The organism is Streptomyces sp. PL-25, from assembly GCF_058344915.1.
Genome location: NZ_CP136997.1, coordinates 6,529,405 through 6,544,024 on the forward strand (window position 1 = coordinate 6,529,405; position 14,620 = coordinate 6,544,024).

Here is a 14,620-nt window from a genome sequence, read left to right on the forward strand (position 1 = left end):
CTCCTAGCGCTCCAGGACGAGGGCGAGGCCCTGTCCGACGCCGATGCAGAGGGTGGCTATGCCGGTGCCCGAGCCCTTGCGGGCGAGCTGGTGGGCGACGGTGCCGGCGAGCCGGGCGCCCGAGGCGCCGAGCGGGTGGCCGAGGGCGATGGCGCCGCCCTGCGGATTGAGGACGGCCGGGTCGAGCGCGGGCCACTCGGCGAGGCAGCCGAGCACCTGCGCGGCGAACGCCTCGTTGAGTTCGAGGACGTCCAGGTCGGCGAAGCTCCTCCCGGCCCTGGCCAGGGCGCGCCGGACGGCCTCGACGGGGGCGAGCCCGAAGTAGTGCGGGTCGGTGGCGCTGACACCGGTGGCCGAGATCCGGGCCAGTGGCTCGCGGCCGGTGGCCCGCAGACCCTCCTCGTCGGTCAGCAGCAGGGCGGCGGCGCCGTCGTTCAGCGGGGAGGCGTTGCCCGCGGTGACCGTGCCGCCTTCCGTGCGGAACGCCGGTTTCAGGGCGGCCAGCGCCGCCGGGGAGGTGTCCGGCCGTACGGACTCGTCGGCGGCGAACACCACCGGCTCGCCCTTGCGCCGGGGCAGCGTGAGCGGCGCCAGCTCGGCGTCGAACAGCCCGGCCCGCTGCGCGGCGGCGGCCTTGCGGTGGCTGTGCAGGGCGAACTCGTCCTGCTGCGCGCGGCTGATCGCGTGCTTGCCGGCGATCAGTTCGGCGGACTCGCCCAGCGGGACCGTCCACTGCGGCTCCATCCGCGGGTTGACCATCCGCCAGCCCAGCGTGGTCGAGTACAGCTCGGTGTGCCCGGCCGGGAAGGGGCCCTCCGCCTTGGGCAGTACGTAGGGGGCGCGGGTCATGGACTCGACCCCGCCCGCCACGACGACGGAGGCGTCCCCGACGGCGACGGCGCGGGCCGCCTGGACCACCGCCTCCAGGCCGGAGGCGCACAGCCGGTTGACGGTCACGCCGGGCACGGAGGTGGGCAGCCCGGCGAGCAGGGCGGCCATGCGGCCGACGTTGCGGTTCTCCTCGCCCGCGCCGTTGGCGTTGCCGAGGTACACGTCCTCGATCCGCGCCGGGTCCAGGCCGGGGGTGCGGGCGAGGAGCGCGCGCAGGGCGTGCGCGGCCAGGTCGTCCGGGCGCACCTGCGCCAGGGCACCGCCGTAGCGGCCGAAGGGGGTGCGGACGGCGTCGACGACATAGACGGTCCTGGTCATCGCGGCTCTCCGGGGACACGGACCTCGGCGTCGGTCCTGGCGGTGATCTCCTCGGTGGTGACCCCGGGCGCGGTCTCGACGAGGACGAGTCCGTCGCCGGTGACGTCCAGGACGCCGAGGTCGGTGACGATCCGGTCGACGCAGGCCGCGCCGGTCAGCGGCAGCGTGCACCGCTGGACGATCTTCGGGGAGCCGTCCTTGGCGGTGTGGGTCATCACGACGACGACCGTGCGGGCACCGTGCACCAGGTCCATCGCCCCGCCGATCCCGGTGATCATCTTGCCCGGGACCGCCCAGTTGGCCAGGTCGCCGCCCGCGGACACCTGCATCGCGCCGAGCACGGCCACGTCGATGTGCCCGCCGCGGATCATCGCGAAGGACAGCGCCGAGTCGAAGAAGGAGGCGCCCGGCAGCACCGTGACGGTCTCCTTGCCGGCGTTGATCAGGTCCGGGTCGACGGCGTCCTCGGCCGGGTAGGGGCCGGTGCCCAGGATGCCGTTCTCCGACTCCAGCACCACCTCGACGCCCGGCGGCAGGTGGTTCGGGATGAGCGTCGGCAGACCGATGCCGAGGTTGACGTACTGGCCGTCGCGCAGCTCGCGCGCCGCACGGGCGGCCATCTCCTCACGGGTCCAGGCCATCACGCGCTCACCGTCCGCTTCTCGATCCGCTTGTCGGCGGCCTGTTCGGCGGTGAGCGCGACCACGCGCTGCACGAAGACGCCGGGCAGGTGCACCGCGTCCGGGTCCAGCTCGCCCGGCTCGACCAGTTCCTCGACCTCCGCGACGGTCACCCTGCCCGCCATGGCGGCCAGCGGGTTGAAGTTGCGGGCGGACTTGGCGAACACCAGGTTCCCGTGCCGGTCGCCGCGGGCGGCGCGGACCAGCGCGAAGTCGGTGCGGATGCCGCGCTCCAGGACGTAGGAGGCGCCGTCGAAGTCGCGGACCTCCTTCGGCGGCGAGGCGAGGGCGACGCCGCCCTGTCCGTCGTAGCGCCAGGGCAGTCCGCCGTCGGCGACCTGGGTGCCGACACCGGCGGGGGTGTAGAAGGCGGGGATCCCGGCGCCGCCGGCCCGCAGCCGCTCGGCCAGCGTGCCCTGCGGGATCAGCTCCACCTCCAGCTCGCCGGCCAGGTACTGGCGGGCGAACTCCTTGTTGGCGCCGATGTAGGAGCCGGTCACCCGGGCGATCCGGCCGGCCGCGAGGAGCACGGCGAGGCCGGACTCCAGCGCGCCGCAGTTGTTCGAGACGACCGACAGGGCGCCGCTCCCGCGCTCGTACAGCGCCTGGATCAGCACGTTCGGCACGCCGCTGAGCCCGAATCCGCCCACCGCCAGCGACGCGCCGTCGCCCACGTCGGCCACCGCCTGGGCGGCAGTGGGGACCACCTTGTCCATCGAACACGCCTCGTCTCTGCCGGGGCCCTGCCGGACGGCACCGGACGGCACCGTCGGTCCGGCGCCGTGGACAGTCGCCGTGGATAGTCAGGGCACTGAGTATTTCCGCGAGCGAGCCTCACGCTGCCACCGTCGCCGGAGGCCGTCAAGGGTTCTGACCAGTGGTTCACATCATCCGCGTGTCACGGGACCGGGGGACGGCCCCATGGAGATATTGTTCAGTGCACCTACAGAAGTGCACCTACAGAATGGGGCGCAGTATGCGCCTGCGAGAACGAGGAGCGCTCATGGCCGCGGTGGACCTGACGACCCACCCCGGGCACCTGGCCCGGCGCCTCCAGCAGGCCCACTACCTGCTGTGGAACACGATGGTCTCCGAGGAGATCACCTCACCGCAGTTCGCCGTGCTCAACGCGCTGGTCGCCGAGCCCGGACTCGACCAGCGCACCGTGGGGGAGCGGGTCGGGCTCGACCGCTCCACCATCGCCGAGGTCGTCAGCCGCCTCGAACGCCGCGGTCTGCTCGGCAAGGTCCGTGACCCCGGGGACGGCCGCCGCTTCCTGCTCCGGCCGACCGCGGAGGGCGAGCGCACCCACCGCAGGCTCACCGTGCGCACCGCCCGGATGAACCAGGTTTTCCTGGGCCCGCTCAGCCCCGCCGAGCAGACCCAGTTCTTCGACCTGATCCGGCGCGTCGCGGACGCCGCCGAGGGCCTGCGTAACCCGGCGGAACCCGCCGCCCGCGCCTGAACCGGGGGCCGCGCCCATCTGGACCGGCCTCCGCCCGCCCCGGACGGGCCCGCCTCGCGCACCGGTTGGCCCGTCCGGGCCCGGGTACCCGGCCGTCGGCCGAGGGGCCCGGCGTGCGGAAGGAGCGCGACACGATGAAGGCAGTGACCTGGCAGGGCAAGCGCGACGTCCGGGTGGAGGACGTCCCCGACCCCACGATCAAGGAACCCACCGACGCGGTCATCCGCATCACCTCGACCGGCCTGTGCGGCTCCGACCTGCACCTGTACGAGGTGCTGACCCCGTTCATGACCCCCGGCGACATCCTCGGCCACGAACCGATGGGCATCGTCGAGGAGGTCGGCTCCGAGGTGAGCGGCCTCCGACCCGGTGACCGGGTCGTCGTACCGTTCCAGATCTCCTGCGGCCACTGCCACATGTGCTCCGCGGGCCTCCAGACGCAGTGCGAGACCACCCAGGTCACCAGCGAGCACATGGGCGCCGCCCTGTTCGGCTACACCCGGCTCTACGGCGCCGTCCCGGGCGCCCAGGCCGAGTACCTGCGCGTCCCGCAGGCCCAGTACGGCCCGATCAAGGTGCCGCAGGGTCCGTCAGACGACCGCTTCGTCTACCTCTCCGACGTGCTGCCCACCGCCTGGCAGGCCGTCGCCTACGCCGACGTCCCGCGCGGCGGCACCGTCGCCGTGCTCGGCCTCGGTCCGATCGGCGACATGGCCTGCCGGATCGCCCTGGCGCGCGGCGCCGGCCGGGTCTTCGGCGTCGACCTGGTCACCGAACGGCTGGACCGGGCCCGGCGGCGCGGCGTGGAGACGTACGACCTGCGCGACTTCGACCACGAGAAGGACCTGGTCGCCGCGGTGCACGACCAGACCGACGGGCGCGGCCCGGACGCGGTGATCGACGCCGTCGGCACCGAGGCGCACGGCAGCCATGTGGCCCGGTTCGTGCAGCAGGCCGCCGCGATGATGCCGCGCGCCCTGAGCGGCCCGCTCTCCGAACGCTTCAGCGTCGACCGGCTCACCGCCCTGTACACCGCCATCGACCTGGTGCGCCGCGGCGGCACCATCTCCCTGTCCGGTGTCTACGGCGGCCAGGCCGACCCGCTGCCGCTGCTCACCATGTTCGACAAGCAGCTCCAGATCCGGATGGGCCAGGCCAACGTCCGCCACTGGACCGACGACATCCTGCCCTACCTCACCGACGAGGACCCGCTCGGCGTCGACGACTTCGCCACCCACCGGGTCCCGCTGTCCGAGGCCGCGCACGCCTACGAGATGTTCCAGCACAAGCAGGACGGCGCGGTGAAGATCCTGATGACGCCCTGACCCGGCGGACATGACGCCATGGCCTGGCGGAGCGGGAGGCCGGCCGCGTCAGGGGCCGAGGATCCGCGCCAGGTCGTAGCGGACGGGCTCCTCCAGCTGGGCGTACGTGCAGCTCTCCGGGGCCCGGTCCGGGCGCCAGCGGCGAAAGCGCGCCGTGTGCCGGAACCGGGCCCCGTTCTCCATGTGGTCGTACGCCACCTCGGCCACCCGCTCCGGCCGCAGCGGCACCCACGACAGGTCCTTGCGGCCCGACCAGCGGCTCGGCGCGCCCGGCAGCCGGGCCGACTCGTGCGCCGCCTCCTCGGACCACGCGGCCCACGGATGCCCGGCCGGATCGTCCATGCGCAACGGCGCCAGCTCCTCGATCAGTTCGGCGCGCCGCTTCATCGGGAACGCCGCCGCCACCCCCACGTGCTGGAGGACGCCCCGGCCGTCGTAGAGCCCGAGCAGCAGCGAGCCCACGACCGGGCCGCTCTTGTGCAGGCGGTAGCCGGCCACCACCACGTCCGCCGTCCGCTCGTGCTTGATCTTGAACATGGCCCGCTGGTCCTGGAGGTAGGGCAGCCCCGGCGGCTTGGCGATCACCCCGTCGAGCCCGGCCCCCTCGTACTGCTCGAACCACTGCCGGGCCACGTTGATGTCCGTCGTCGCCGGCGCCACGTGCACCGGCGCCCCCGCCCCCGCGAGCGCCCGCTCCAGCAGCGCCCGCCGGTCCGCCAGCGCTACGTCGAGCAGGGTCTCGGCGTCCAGCGCCAGCAGGTCGAACGCCACGAAGGAGGCCGGGGTCCGCTCCGCCAGCGTGCGCACCCGCGAGTCGGCCGGATGGATCCGCTCGGTCAGCGCGTCGAAGTCGAGCCGCCCCTCACGCGCGATCACGATCTCCCCGTCCAGCACGCACCGCTCGGGCAGCCGCTCCCGGAACGCCGCGACCAGCTCCGGGAAGTACCTGGTCAGCGGCTTGCCCGTCCGGCTGCCCAGCTCGACCTCGGCCCCGTCGCGGAACACGATCGCCCGGAACCCGTCCCACTTCGCCTCGTAGTGCATCCCCGGCGGGATGCGCGCCACCGGCTTGGCGAGCATGGGCTTCACGGGCGGCATCACGGGCAGCTCCATGGCTGCGATTGTGCGCGCGGTACGCGCCTTTCGCCCGGTGTGCGAGGTGTGCGGGGTACGCCTACCGTGGCTCGCATGGGCGAAGCGGTGGAACTCGACGTGGCCGGCCGGACCGTACGGCTGTCCAGCCCGGACAAGGTGTTCTTCCCGGAGCACGGATACACCAAGCTGGACGTCGCCCGGTACTACCAGGCGGTCGCGCCCGGCATCCTGCGTGCCCTGCGCGAACGGCCCACCACCCTGGAGCGCTACCCGGACGGCATCGACGGCGAGTGGTTCTACCAGAAGCGCGCGCCCCGGGGCATGCCCGACTGGATCCCGACCGCCCACATCACCTTCCCCAGCGGACGCAGCGCCGACGAGATGTGCCCCACCGAGCAGGCGGCGGTGGTCTGGGCGGCCCAGTACGGCACCCTCACCTTCCACCCCTGGCCGGTCCGGCGCGACGACGTCGAGCACCCCGACGAACTGCGCATCGACCTCGACCCGCAGCCCGGCACCGACTACACCGACGCCGTCCGCGCCGCCGCTGAACTGCGCGCCGTCCTCGACGAGTTCGGCGGCCTGCGCGGCTGGCCCAAGACCTCCGGCGGACGCGGACTGCACGTCTTCGTGCCCATCGAGCCGCGCTGGACCTTCACCCAGGTGCGGCGGGCCGCCATCGCCGTGGGCCGGGAGCTGGAGCGCCGCATGCCGGAGCAGGTCACCACCAAGTGGTGGAAGGAGGAGCGCGGCGCGCGCATCTTCGTCGACTACAACCAGACCGCCCGCGACCGCACCATCGCCTCCGCCTACTCCGTACGCCCGCGCCCGCACGCCCCGGTCTCCGCGCCGCTGCGCTGGGAGGAGGTGCCCACCGCCCGCCCGCGCGACTTCGACATCACCACGATGCCCGCCCGCTTCGCCGAGGCCGGTGACGTGCACGCCGACATGGACGACCACGCCTACGCGCTGGACGCCCTGCTCGATCTGGCCGCGCGCGACGAACGCGACCACGGGCTGGGCGATCTGCCGTATCCGCCCGAGTACCCGAAGATGCCGGGGGAGCCGAAGCGGGTGCAGCCGAGCCGGGCCAGGGCCGCCGGGCAGAACCCCGCCGCCTCCTGAGCCGGACCGGGAGCACCTTCTGAGCCGGGCCGGGAGCGCATCTGAGCCGGACCGGGAACGCCTCCTGAGCCGGGCCGGGACAGGAGGCGGGCACCGCCCGCAGTGCAGCACGGCGTACGACGGGAGACGGGAGACGGAACCGGGACCCGGGAGACCCGCCGCGCCCGCACCGGCGGATCATGGCCGGGTGACCCTACTGCTCACCCGTCGCGACCTCGAAGCCGTCCTGGACCCCGCCGACTGCGTAGACGCCCTGCGCGAGGGCTTCCGCCGAGCCCCGCACACCACGGTCCCCGGACAGCGGATCCGCACCGACCTGCCCTTCCCCGGCACGGCCACCGCCCTGATCCCCGGCCTGCTGCCGGGCATCGACGCCTACACCGTCAAGGTCAACGCCAAGTTCCCCGGCGCGCGCCCCGCCCTGCGCGGCGTGATCTGCCTGCACAGCGGCCGGGACGGCGAACTGCTCGCCCTGCTGGACTCCGCCACCGTCACCGCCCGGCGCACCGGCACGGCCGCCGCCCTGGGCACCCACCTGCTGGCCGCGGCCGGGGACGACACGGTCCTCGGCGTGGTGGGCGCGGGCGCCCAGGCCGAGGCGACCGTGCGCGCCCTGGACACCCTGCGCCCCCGCCGGGACCTGGTCATCCACGATCTGGACCCCGGCCGCGCGGCCGAGTTCGCCGCCCGGTACGGCGGCCGGGTACTGGGCTCCGCCGCCGAGGTCGCCGCCCGCGCGGAGACCGTCGTCCTGGCCACCTGGTCCCGGCAGCCGCTGCTGGGCCTCGCCGACGTCCGGGAGGGCACCCACCTCACCAGCCTGGGCAGCGACGAGCCGGGCAAGCGGGAACTGGCGGCGGACCTGCTGCGCGCCGCCGTGCTCGTGGTCGACGACCGCGAACCGGCCGCCGCCATGGGCGTGCTGGCCGCGGCGGGGCTGCCCGTCTCGGCCGCCGACGCCACGCTCGGCGAGGTACTGGACGGCACGCGTCCCGGGCGGCCCGACGCCTCGGCCCGTACCGTCTACGCGCCGGTCGGCCTGCCCTGGCAGGACCTGGCGGTCGCCTGGACCGCCTACCGGCGCGCCGGGGAACTGGGTGTCGGACGGCATGTCGACCTCCTCGGCTGAGGGCGGCCTCCGGCGGCCGGCACCGGCCGGGAAAGCGCTCTCACCACGGGCGGATCACCGGGCTATCCTGATCCGCAGCCGCCCGTGAGGAGTCCCGAAGTGAGCGAGACCGCGCCGCGTCCCACACTGGAGGCGGTGGCCGCGCGGGCGGGGGTGTCCCGGGCCACCGTGTCCCGGGTGGTCAACGGCGGGGACGGCGTGCGCGAACCCCTCGCCGCACGGGTCCGCCGGGCCGTGGACGAACTCGGCTATGTGCCCAACCAGGCCGCCCGCAGCCTGGTGACCAAGCGGCACGACGCCGTCGCCGTCGTCATCGCCGAACCGGAGACCCGGGTCTTCGCCGACCCCTTCTTCGCCCGCCAACTGCGCGGCATCAGCAAGGAGCTGACGGCCCACGACATCCAGCTCGTGCTGCTGCTCACCGAGGGCCGCGAGGACCACGCCCGGGTCGGGCGCTATCTGGCGGGCGGCCACGTCGACGGCGCGCTGGTCTTCTCCCTCCACCTCGACGATCCGCTGCCCGCGCTGATCCAGCGCGCCGGGGTGCCGACCGTGTTCGGCGGGCGGCCCGGCTGGAGCGACGGCATGCGGGAGGCGGCCTACGTCGACAGCGACAACCGGGGCGGCGCCCGGACGGCCGTACGGCACCTGGCCGGGCTCGGCCGGCGGCGGATCGCCCACATCTGCGGGCCGCTGGACCAGACCTCGGCGGCGGACCGGCTCGAAGGCTACCGGGACGTCATGGACGGGGGCGATCCCCGGCTGATCGCGGAGAGCGACTTCACGCCCGCCGGGGGCGAGCGCGCCCTCGGTGAACTCCTGGACCGGGTGCCCGATCTCGACGCGGTCTTCGCCGCGAACGACCTCACCGCCTCGGGCGCGCTGCGCGTGCTGCGCGCCCGCGGGCTGCGGGTGCCCGAGGACGTCGCCGTCGTCGGCTTCGACGACATGCTGCCGCTGGCCGAACAGACCGATCCGCCCCTGACGACGGTCCGCCAGGACATCGAGGGGATGGGCCGCCTGATGGCCCGCCTGCTGCTGCGGGGCCGCGACACCGCCCCGCCCGGCCCCACCGGACCTGCCAGGCCCGCCGGCCCCACCGGACCTGCCAGGCCCGCCGGTCCCGCCGGGGACACCGGACGCAGCCTCGTCCTGCCGACCGAACTGATCCGCCGGGCGTCCGCGTAGCGCACCCCGGCCGTACCCGCACCTGCACCCGTACCCGTCTCCCTTTCCGGGCGCACCGCCCCGGCTCCGGCCGGCCGCCGCCGTCGAGCTCGATGTCAGTGGCTCCGCGTACGGTTCACCCATGAGCGGCATGCCGACGCACGACGTCGGAGACGTACGACAGGCGTGGGGCCGGGTGACCGGATGGCTGGAGCAGCACGCCCCGGCTGTCTTCGCCGCCCTCGGCGGCCCGGGAAGCGCGACGGCCGTCAGGGCCACCGAGACGCGCATGGGTCTGGTGCTCCCGACGGAGATGCGGCAGTGGCTGCTGGCGAACGACCTCGATGCCGGCAGGCGGCCCGATTCCCGATCGCCTCTGGTGGCGCTGGGATGCGGGGGAGTCCTTCCCAGCGGCGGACTGCTCCTCGGCCTCACGGACATCGAGCGTGTCCACCTCCACAAAGTGGCCATGGCGGAGAGGGAGCCGTCCGCGGACCCCGACCGCCCGTCCTGGCGCCGGGAGTGGGTGCCGGTCTCCGCGGAGAGCGACGGCTTCTACGGGAGATTCCTGGACATACGCACAGGGAAGGTCGGTTCCTGGACCGAAGGTGCTTTCCCCCGCGACGCCGAACACGCCTCGTTGGCCGCCTTCTTCCAGGCCGTGGCCGACCGGCTGGAAGGGGGTGACGCAGCAGGTACGGCAGGGCGCCGTATGCCTGATGGCGGTCCGCAGGCCGAGGCGATACGCCTTTGGGCGCGCGCGAACGGCTACCTCGTCAACGATCGCGGGCGCGTTCCCGCAGCCGTCCGCGAGGCATACGAAGCATCGCGGTGAGCGGCCCGCCTTTCCTTCGGCACCCTGACTCCGAAGCCGCCCACCGCACGTCCGGACCGCCCGGCTACCCCGGCTGCCGCCGCGGTGCCGGTTCGAGGACCGCGAAGCGGGCGCCGGACGGGTCGGTGAGCCGGGCGACGCGGCCGACGTCCGGGACCTCGGTGACCGGCAGGAGGATCCCGCCGCCCAGCTCCACGGCACGGGCCTCGGTGGTGTCGGCGTCCGCGACGGCGAAGTACGGCAGCCAGTACGGCCCCGTCCGGGCCGCCACCGGATCGTCGCCGAGCGGGACGACACCGCCGAACATGGCGTCCTGGCCGCCGTCGGCGGGGTGGACGCAGGTGTAGGTGCCGTCGGGGAGGGGGACCGCCGACGTCTCCAGGCCGAGCACCCGGTGGTAGAAGGCGGCGGCCGCCGCCAGGTCGGGCGTGTACAGCTCCACCCAGCACAGCGAGCCGGGCTCCCCGGCCGCGTCGAGTCCCTGGCGCCGCCCCGGCTGCCAGAGGCCGAACGGCGCCCCGGCCCGGTCGGCGAGGAGGGCCGTGTGCCCTTGGCCCAGCACGTCCACCGGCGCGACCAGCACCCTGCCGTGTGCCTCCTCGGCGGCCTGTGCGGTCGCCCGCGCGTCGGCACACCGGAAGTACACGGTCCAGGCGGACGGGCCCCCGTCCGCAGGGGCGGGCATCGCACCGGCCGTGATCCGGCCGTCGAGCAGGAAGAAGCCGTAGCCGCCGGCGTCGGGTCCGGCCGACCGGAACTCCCAGCCGAAGAGCCCGCCGTAGAAGGAACGGGCGGCGCCGGGATCGGGAACGGTGACGTCGGTCCAGTTCGGAGCGCCGTCGGCGAAACGGGTGGTGAGCATCGTCGCCCTCCTTCGAAGGGACGCGTGGTCCGCTCCACCGAGTCTCGCACCGCCCCCGGACGACCGCCGCCGAAGCGCCGCCGCTCCGCGCGCCGCCGTGCGCGGCGGCTGTCCGGGAGGCCATCATCGGAACGCACCGGAGGGCGGCGGAAGGCGCCTGCCGCCGGCGTTGACCGCGCGTTAATCGAACGTTTTTCGCCGTCCGGCACGATCTCGCCCATGCACATCGAAACGATCACACCGGCCGACCCCGCCTGGCAGGCCCAGGCCCTGTGCGCGCAGACCGGGGCGGAGTTCTTCTTCCCGGAACCGGGCAGCTCCGTGCGCGAGGCCAAGCGCATCTGCGCGCTGTGCGAGATGCGCCCGGCCTGCCTGGAGTACGCGCTCGCCAACGACGAGCGCTTCGGCGTCTGGGGCGGGCTGTCCGAGAAGGAACGGCAGAACCTGCGCCGCAGGGCGCAGTAGGGTCAGCCGCCGGCCCGCGCCGCCAGCCGCGCCTTGCGCGCCGCCAGCTTCTCGTCGAACTTGGCGGCCTCCGTGTTCAGGCCGCCCATGAACAGGCCCAGCTCCTCCTGCGCGCGCAGCCCCTCGGGGCCGAGACCGCCGATCTCCATGATCTTCAGATAGCGCAGCACGGGCTGGAGCACGTCGTCGTGGTGGATGCGCAGGTTGTAGACCTCGCCGATGGCCATCTGGGCCGCCGCCCGCTCGAAGCCCGGAATGCCGTGACCCGGCATGCGGAAGCCGACCACGACGTCCCGCACCGCCCGCATCGTGAGGTCGGGGGCGATCTCGAAGGCCGCCTTGAGCAGATTGCGGTAGAAGATCATGTGCAGGTTCTCGTCGGCCGCGATGCGCGCGAGCATGCGGTCGCAGACCGGGTCGCCCGACTGGTGGCCGGTGTTGCGGTGCGAGATCCGCGTGGCCAGCTCCTGGAAGGCGACATAGGCCACCGAGTGCAGCATCGAGTGGCTGTTGTCGGACTCGAAGCCCTCGCTCATGTGCGACATCCGGAACCGCTCCAGCTGGTCCGGGTCGACCGCGCGCGAGGCCAGCAGGTAGTCGCGCATCACGATGCCGTGCCTGCCCTCCTCCGCGGTCCAGCGGTGCACCCAGGTCCCCCAGGCGCCGTCACGGCCGAAGAGCGTGGCGATCTCGTGGTGGTAGCTGGGCAGGTTGTCCTCGGTCAGCAGATTGACGACGAGGGCGATCCGGCCGATCTCCGTGACCTTCGACTGCTCCTTCTCCCACGCCTCGCCGTCCTCGAAGAGCCCGGGGAAGTTCCGGCCGTCGCTCCAGGGGACGTACTCGTGCGGCATCCAGTCCTTGGCGACCCGCAGATGCCGGTCGAGTTCCTTCTCGACCACCTCTTCCAGCGCGTAGAGCAGCCGCGCGTCGGTCCAGGCGGACGAACTGCCGAGGTGCGAGGAAGTGATCGTCAAGAGAACTCCAAGGGGACGCGCGCGGGCGGGGCCGGCGGGTACATGCGGGAACAGAGCGCACGACGACGTGCGGGGGGACAGCTCGATGTACGCGGGAACCGGCGAGCGGTGCCGGATCCGTCAACCTACGGGATCGTAGGCTACGAGACCGTAGGTTACGAAGCCGTAGGTTAAGGGCGTCGTAAAGATCACTGATCAGACCGCACGGCCGGGAGAAGCGGCGGGCGCGGGACGGCTCCGGGACCCGCAGGTCCCGGAGCCGGGCGGGCGACCCGTTCACCCGGACGAGGGCGCTGTGCGCCCCGCCGGGAGAGAGGCAAGTCACACCGCCGGGAGCCCGCCGCTACGTGGGATCCCCGACCGCCTCCCGGGTGGTCTCCGTCAGTCTTCCCTCCTCCAGGAGCAGCCACCGGGTGATGCCGATCGACTCCAGGAACGGCAGATCGTGGCTCGCCACCAACAGGGCGCCCTCGTAGGACTCCAGAGCGGTGGTCAGCCGGCGCACGCTCGCCAGGTCCAGATTGTTCGTCGGTTCGTCCAGCAGCAGGAGCTGCGGCGCTGGCTCGGCCAGCATCAGCGCGGCCAGTGCCGCCCGGAAGCGCTCGCCGCCGGACAGCGTAGCGGCCGGCTGGTCGGCGCGGGCGCCCCGGAACAGGAAGCGGGCGAGCCGGGCCCGGACCCGGTTGTCCGTGGCGTCCGACGCGAACCGGGCCACGTTCTCGGCGACGCTCAGCCGATCGTCGAGGACGTCGAGGCGCTGCGGCAGGAACCGCAGCGGCACGTGCGCCACCGCCTCGCCCGCCACCGGCGCCAGCTCCCCGGCGACCGTGCGCAGCAGCGTCGTCTTGCCCGCGCCGTTGCGCCCGACCAGCGCGATCCGTTCCGGTCCGTACAGGTCCAGGCCGCCGCGCGCACACGCGCCGTGGGCCGTCTCCAGGTCCCGCAGGGTGAGGACGGCACGGCCCGGCGGTACGGCCGTGTACGGCAGCTCGATCCGGATCTCGTCGTCGTCGCGCACCGCCTCCACCGCCTCGTCGAGCCGCTCCCTGGCCTCGGCCAGCTTCTCCTCGTGCATCAGGCGGTGCTTGCCCGCCGACTCCTGCGCGGAGCGCTTGCGCTGGTTCATCACCGCCCTGGGCTCGCGTCTGGTGTCGTACATCTTCTGGCCGTAGCGCTTGCGGCGGGCCAGTTTCACGTGCGCGTCGGCCAGTTCACGGCGCTGGCGGCGCAGATCGGTCCCGGCGACCCGGACCATCCGCTCGGCGGCCTCCCGCTCGACGGCCAGCGCCTGCTCGTACGCCGAGAAGCTGCCGCCGTACCAGGTGATCTCCCCGGAGCGCAGATCGGCGATCCGGTCGGCCAGCTCCAGCAGACCGCGGTCGTGACTGACCACGACCAGCACGCCCGGCCAGGCGGAGACGGCCGCGTACAGCCGTCTCCGCGCGTACAGGTCGAGGTTGTTGGTCGGCTCGTCCAGGAGCAGCACCTCGGGCCGGCGCAGCAGCAGCGCGGCCAGCCGCAGCAGGACCGACTCGCCGCCGGACACCTCCGCGACGGTGCGGTCGAGCCCGAGGTGGCCGAGCCCGAGTTCGCCGAGGGCGGCCAGGGCGCGTTCCTCCACGTCCCAGTCGTCGCCGACGGTCTCGAAGTGCTCCTCGGACGCGTCGCCCGCCTCGATGGCGTGCAGCGCGGCCCGCCGCGCGGCGATGCCGAGCGCCTCGTCGACGCGGAGCGCGGTGTCGAGCGTGACGTTCTGCGGCAGGTGTCCGACCTCGCCGACCGCGCGGACCGTGCCGCCGGACGGGGTCAGCTCACCGGCGAGCAGTCTCAACAGGGTGGACTTTCCCGAGCCGTTGACGCCGACGAGCCCGGTGCGGCCGGGGCCGAAGGCGGCGTCGAGGCCGGAGAGGACGGAGGTCCCGTCCGGCCAGGCGAAGGACAGGGACGAACAGGTGAGGGATGCTGACATGGGCGCCTCGCGGGTGCTGGATGCGGTGGGTACGGGAAGCGGACATGCACCTGGACACCGCGGGGCCACGGACACCGTGTGGGAGGGACGCCACGGGGCAGAAGAAATGCCCTGGGCCGGACTCCGTCAGGACGGCTCGACGCCGAGGTCGCACGCGACGCACACACCTGTGCGGTGTGACGCGGTGTCTCAGGACCTCAGACGGACAACGTCCTTCTCCGATCGACGGCAACAGAACCGCTGTACACCGTAGGAGCGGCCCCCAGGGCTGTCAACGCGATTACGGGCGGACCCCCCCCGCCCAGGGAAGGAGGCCG

13 protein-coding genes and 1 pseudogene are annotated in these 14,620 nt (G+C 73.6%); 7 read left to right on the top strand and 7 right to left on the bottom strand.

Annotation, left to right across the window (positions count from 1 at the left end; translation table 11 throughout):
- Positions 1 to 3: 3 nt before the first annotated feature.
- The 3 genes from R4Z62_RS29020 to R4Z62_RS29030 are packed head-to-tail and all read right to left on the bottom strand — an operon-like array spanning position 4 to position 2,605.
- A complete protein-coding gene (locus R4Z62_RS29020) occupies positions 4 to 1,209 on the bottom strand; it encodes an acetyl-CoA C-acyltransferase (RefSeq protein WP_491521339.1) in 1,206 nt (401 codons plus the stop codon).
- Positions 1,206 to 1,850, bottom strand: coding sequence for a CoA transferase subunit B (locus tag R4Z62_RS29025; RefSeq protein WP_491521340.1), 645 nt, complete (start codon positions 1,848 to 1,850; stop codon positions 1,206 to 1,208). The genes R4Z62_RS29020 and R4Z62_RS29025 overlap by 4 nt, the downstream gene beginning before the upstream one ends.
- Positions 1,850 to 2,605, bottom strand: a complete 756-nt coding sequence (locus R4Z62_RS29030) for a CoA transferase subunit A (protein ID WP_355480591.1) — start codon at positions 2,603 to 2,605, stop codon at positions 1,850 to 1,852. The genes R4Z62_RS29025 and R4Z62_RS29030 overlap by 1 nt, the downstream gene beginning before the upstream one ends.
- Positions 2,606 to 2,892: 287 nt before the next feature.
- Here R4Z62_RS29030 and R4Z62_RS29035 point away from each other — a divergent pair, with 287 nt between their 5' ends.
- Together R4Z62_RS29035 and R4Z62_RS29040 are read left to right on the top strand one after the other, a co-directional pair.
- Positions 2,893 to 3,354 carry a MarR family winged helix-turn-helix transcriptional regulator gene (locus R4Z62_RS29035; RefSeq protein WP_355480593.1) on the top strand — a complete coding sequence of 154 codons (462 nt, stop codon included), beginning with the start codon at positions 2,893 to 2,895 and terminating at the stop codon, positions 3,352 to 3,354.
- A gap of 134 nt (positions 3,355 to 3,488) precedes the next feature.
- Positions 3,489 to 4,679: a zinc-dependent alcohol dehydrogenase gene (locus R4Z62_RS29040; protein ID WP_064536289.1), complete on the top strand. Its 1,191-nt coding sequence runs from the start codon at positions 3,489 to 3,491 to the stop codon at positions 4,677 to 4,679.
- A 48-nt stretch (positions 4,680 to 4,727) separates the two neighbouring features.
- On the opposite strand, the gene R4Z62_RS29045 is transcribed toward R4Z62_RS29040, so the two are convergent.
- Entirely contained in the window at positions 4,728 to 5,792 is a 1,065-nt protein-coding gene (locus R4Z62_RS29045; RefSeq protein ID WP_491521341.1) for an ATP-dependent DNA ligase, read from the bottom strand.
- 75 nt (positions 5,793 to 5,867) lie between these two features.
- Here R4Z62_RS29045 and ligD point away from each other — a divergent pair, with 75 nt between their 5' ends.
- The 4 genes and pseudogenes from ligD to R4Z62_RS29065 form a co-directional block, all read left to right on the top strand.
- The gene (ligD, locus tag R4Z62_RS29050) at positions 5,868 to 6,899 is read left to right on the top strand and encodes a non-homologous end-joining DNA ligase (protein WP_355480597.1); all 1,032 of its coding nucleotides are present in this window, start codon (positions 5,868 to 5,870) and stop codon (positions 6,897 to 6,899) included.
- A gap of 187 nt (positions 6,900 to 7,086) precedes the next feature.
- A complete protein-coding gene (locus R4Z62_RS29055; protein WP_491521342.1) occupies positions 7,087 to 8,028 on the top strand; it encodes an ornithine cyclodeaminase family protein in 942 nt (313 codons plus the stop codon).
- 99 nt (positions 8,029 to 8,127) lie between these two features.
- Positions 8,128 to 9,216, top strand: a complete 1,089-nt coding sequence (locus tag R4Z62_RS29060) for a LacI family DNA-binding transcriptional regulator (RefSeq protein WP_389600636.1) — start codon at positions 8,128 to 8,130, stop codon at positions 9,214 to 9,216.
- Positions 9,217 to 9,865: 649 nt separating this feature from the next.
- Positions 9,866 to 10,030: pseudogene (locus tag R4Z62_RS29065) on the top strand (Lsr2 family DNA-binding protein); the annotation flags it as partial.
- A gap of 64 nt (positions 10,031 to 10,094) precedes the next feature.
- Here the strand turns inward: R4Z62_RS29065 and R4Z62_RS29070 are convergent.
- Positions 10,095 to 10,892 carry a VOC family protein gene (locus R4Z62_RS29070; protein WP_064536300.1) on the bottom strand — a complete coding sequence of 266 codons (798 nt, stop codon included), beginning with the start codon at positions 10,890 to 10,892 and terminating at the stop codon, positions 10,095 to 10,097.
- Positions 10,893 to 11,111: 219 nt separating this feature from the next.
- Between R4Z62_RS29070 and R4Z62_RS29075 the strand changes: the two genes are divergently transcribed.
- The gene (locus tag R4Z62_RS29075) at positions 11,112 to 11,357 is read left to right on the top strand and encodes a WhiB family transcriptional regulator (RefSeq protein ID WP_018568690.1); all 246 of its coding nucleotides are present in this window, start codon (positions 11,112 to 11,114) and stop codon (positions 11,355 to 11,357) included.
- Positions 11,358 to 11,359: 2 nt separating this feature from the next.
- Here the strand turns inward: R4Z62_RS29075 and R4Z62_RS29080 are convergent, their stop codons facing one another.
- Both R4Z62_RS29080 and R4Z62_RS29085 read right to left on the bottom strand, forming a co-directional pair.
- Positions 11,360 to 12,334, bottom strand: a complete 975-nt coding sequence (locus tag R4Z62_RS29080) for an acyl-ACP desaturase (RefSeq protein ID WP_491521343.1) — start codon at positions 12,332 to 12,334, stop codon at positions 11,360 to 11,362.
- A 343-nt stretch (positions 12,335 to 12,677) separates the two neighbouring features.
- On the bottom strand, positions 12,678 to 14,303 hold the full coding sequence (locus tag R4Z62_RS29085) for an ABC-F family ATP-binding cassette domain-containing protein (RefSeq protein WP_491521344.1): 1,626 nt from the start codon (positions 14,301 to 14,303) through the stop codon (positions 12,678 to 12,680).
- Between the last annotated feature and the right edge of the window lie 317 nt (positions 14,304 to 14,620).

Coding starts and splice junctions, on each gene's coding strand:
- R4Z62_RS29020 (WP_491521339.1), bottom strand. CDS start 1,209: ATGACCAGGACCGTCTATGTCGTCGACGCCGTCCGCACCCCCTTCGGC.
- R4Z62_RS29025 (WP_491521340.1), bottom strand. CDS start 1,850: ATGGCCTGGACCCGTGAGGAGATGGCCGCCCGTGCGGCGCGCGAGCTG.
- R4Z62_RS29030 (WP_355480591.1), bottom strand. CDS start 2,605: ATGGACAAGGTGGTCCCCACTGCCGCCCAGGCGGTGGCCGACGTGGGC.
- R4Z62_RS29035 (WP_355480593.1), top strand. CDS start 2,893: ATGGCCGCGGTGGACCTGACGACCCACCCCGGGCACCTGGCCCGGCGC.
- R4Z62_RS29040 (WP_064536289.1), top strand. CDS start 3,489: ATGAAGGCAGTGACCTGGCAGGGCAAGCGCGACGTCCGGGTGGAGGAC.
- R4Z62_RS29045 (WP_491521341.1), bottom strand. CDS start 5,792: ATGGAGCTGCCCGTGATGCCGCCCGTGAAGCCCATGCTCGCCAAGCCG.
- ligD (WP_355480597.1), top strand. CDS start 5,868: ATGGGCGAAGCGGTGGAACTCGACGTGGCCGGCCGGACCGTACGGCTG.
- R4Z62_RS29070 (WP_064536300.1), bottom strand. CDS start 10,892: ATGCTCACCACCCGTTTCGCCGACGGCGCTCCGAACTGGACCGACGTC.
- R4Z62_RS29075 (WP_018568690.1), top strand. CDS start 11,112: ATGCACATCGAAACGATCACACCGGCCGACCCCGCCTGGCAGGCCCAG.
- R4Z62_RS29085 (WP_491521344.1), bottom strand. CDS start 14,303: ATGTCAGCATCCCTCACCTGTTCGTCCCTGTCCTTCGCCTGGCCGGAC.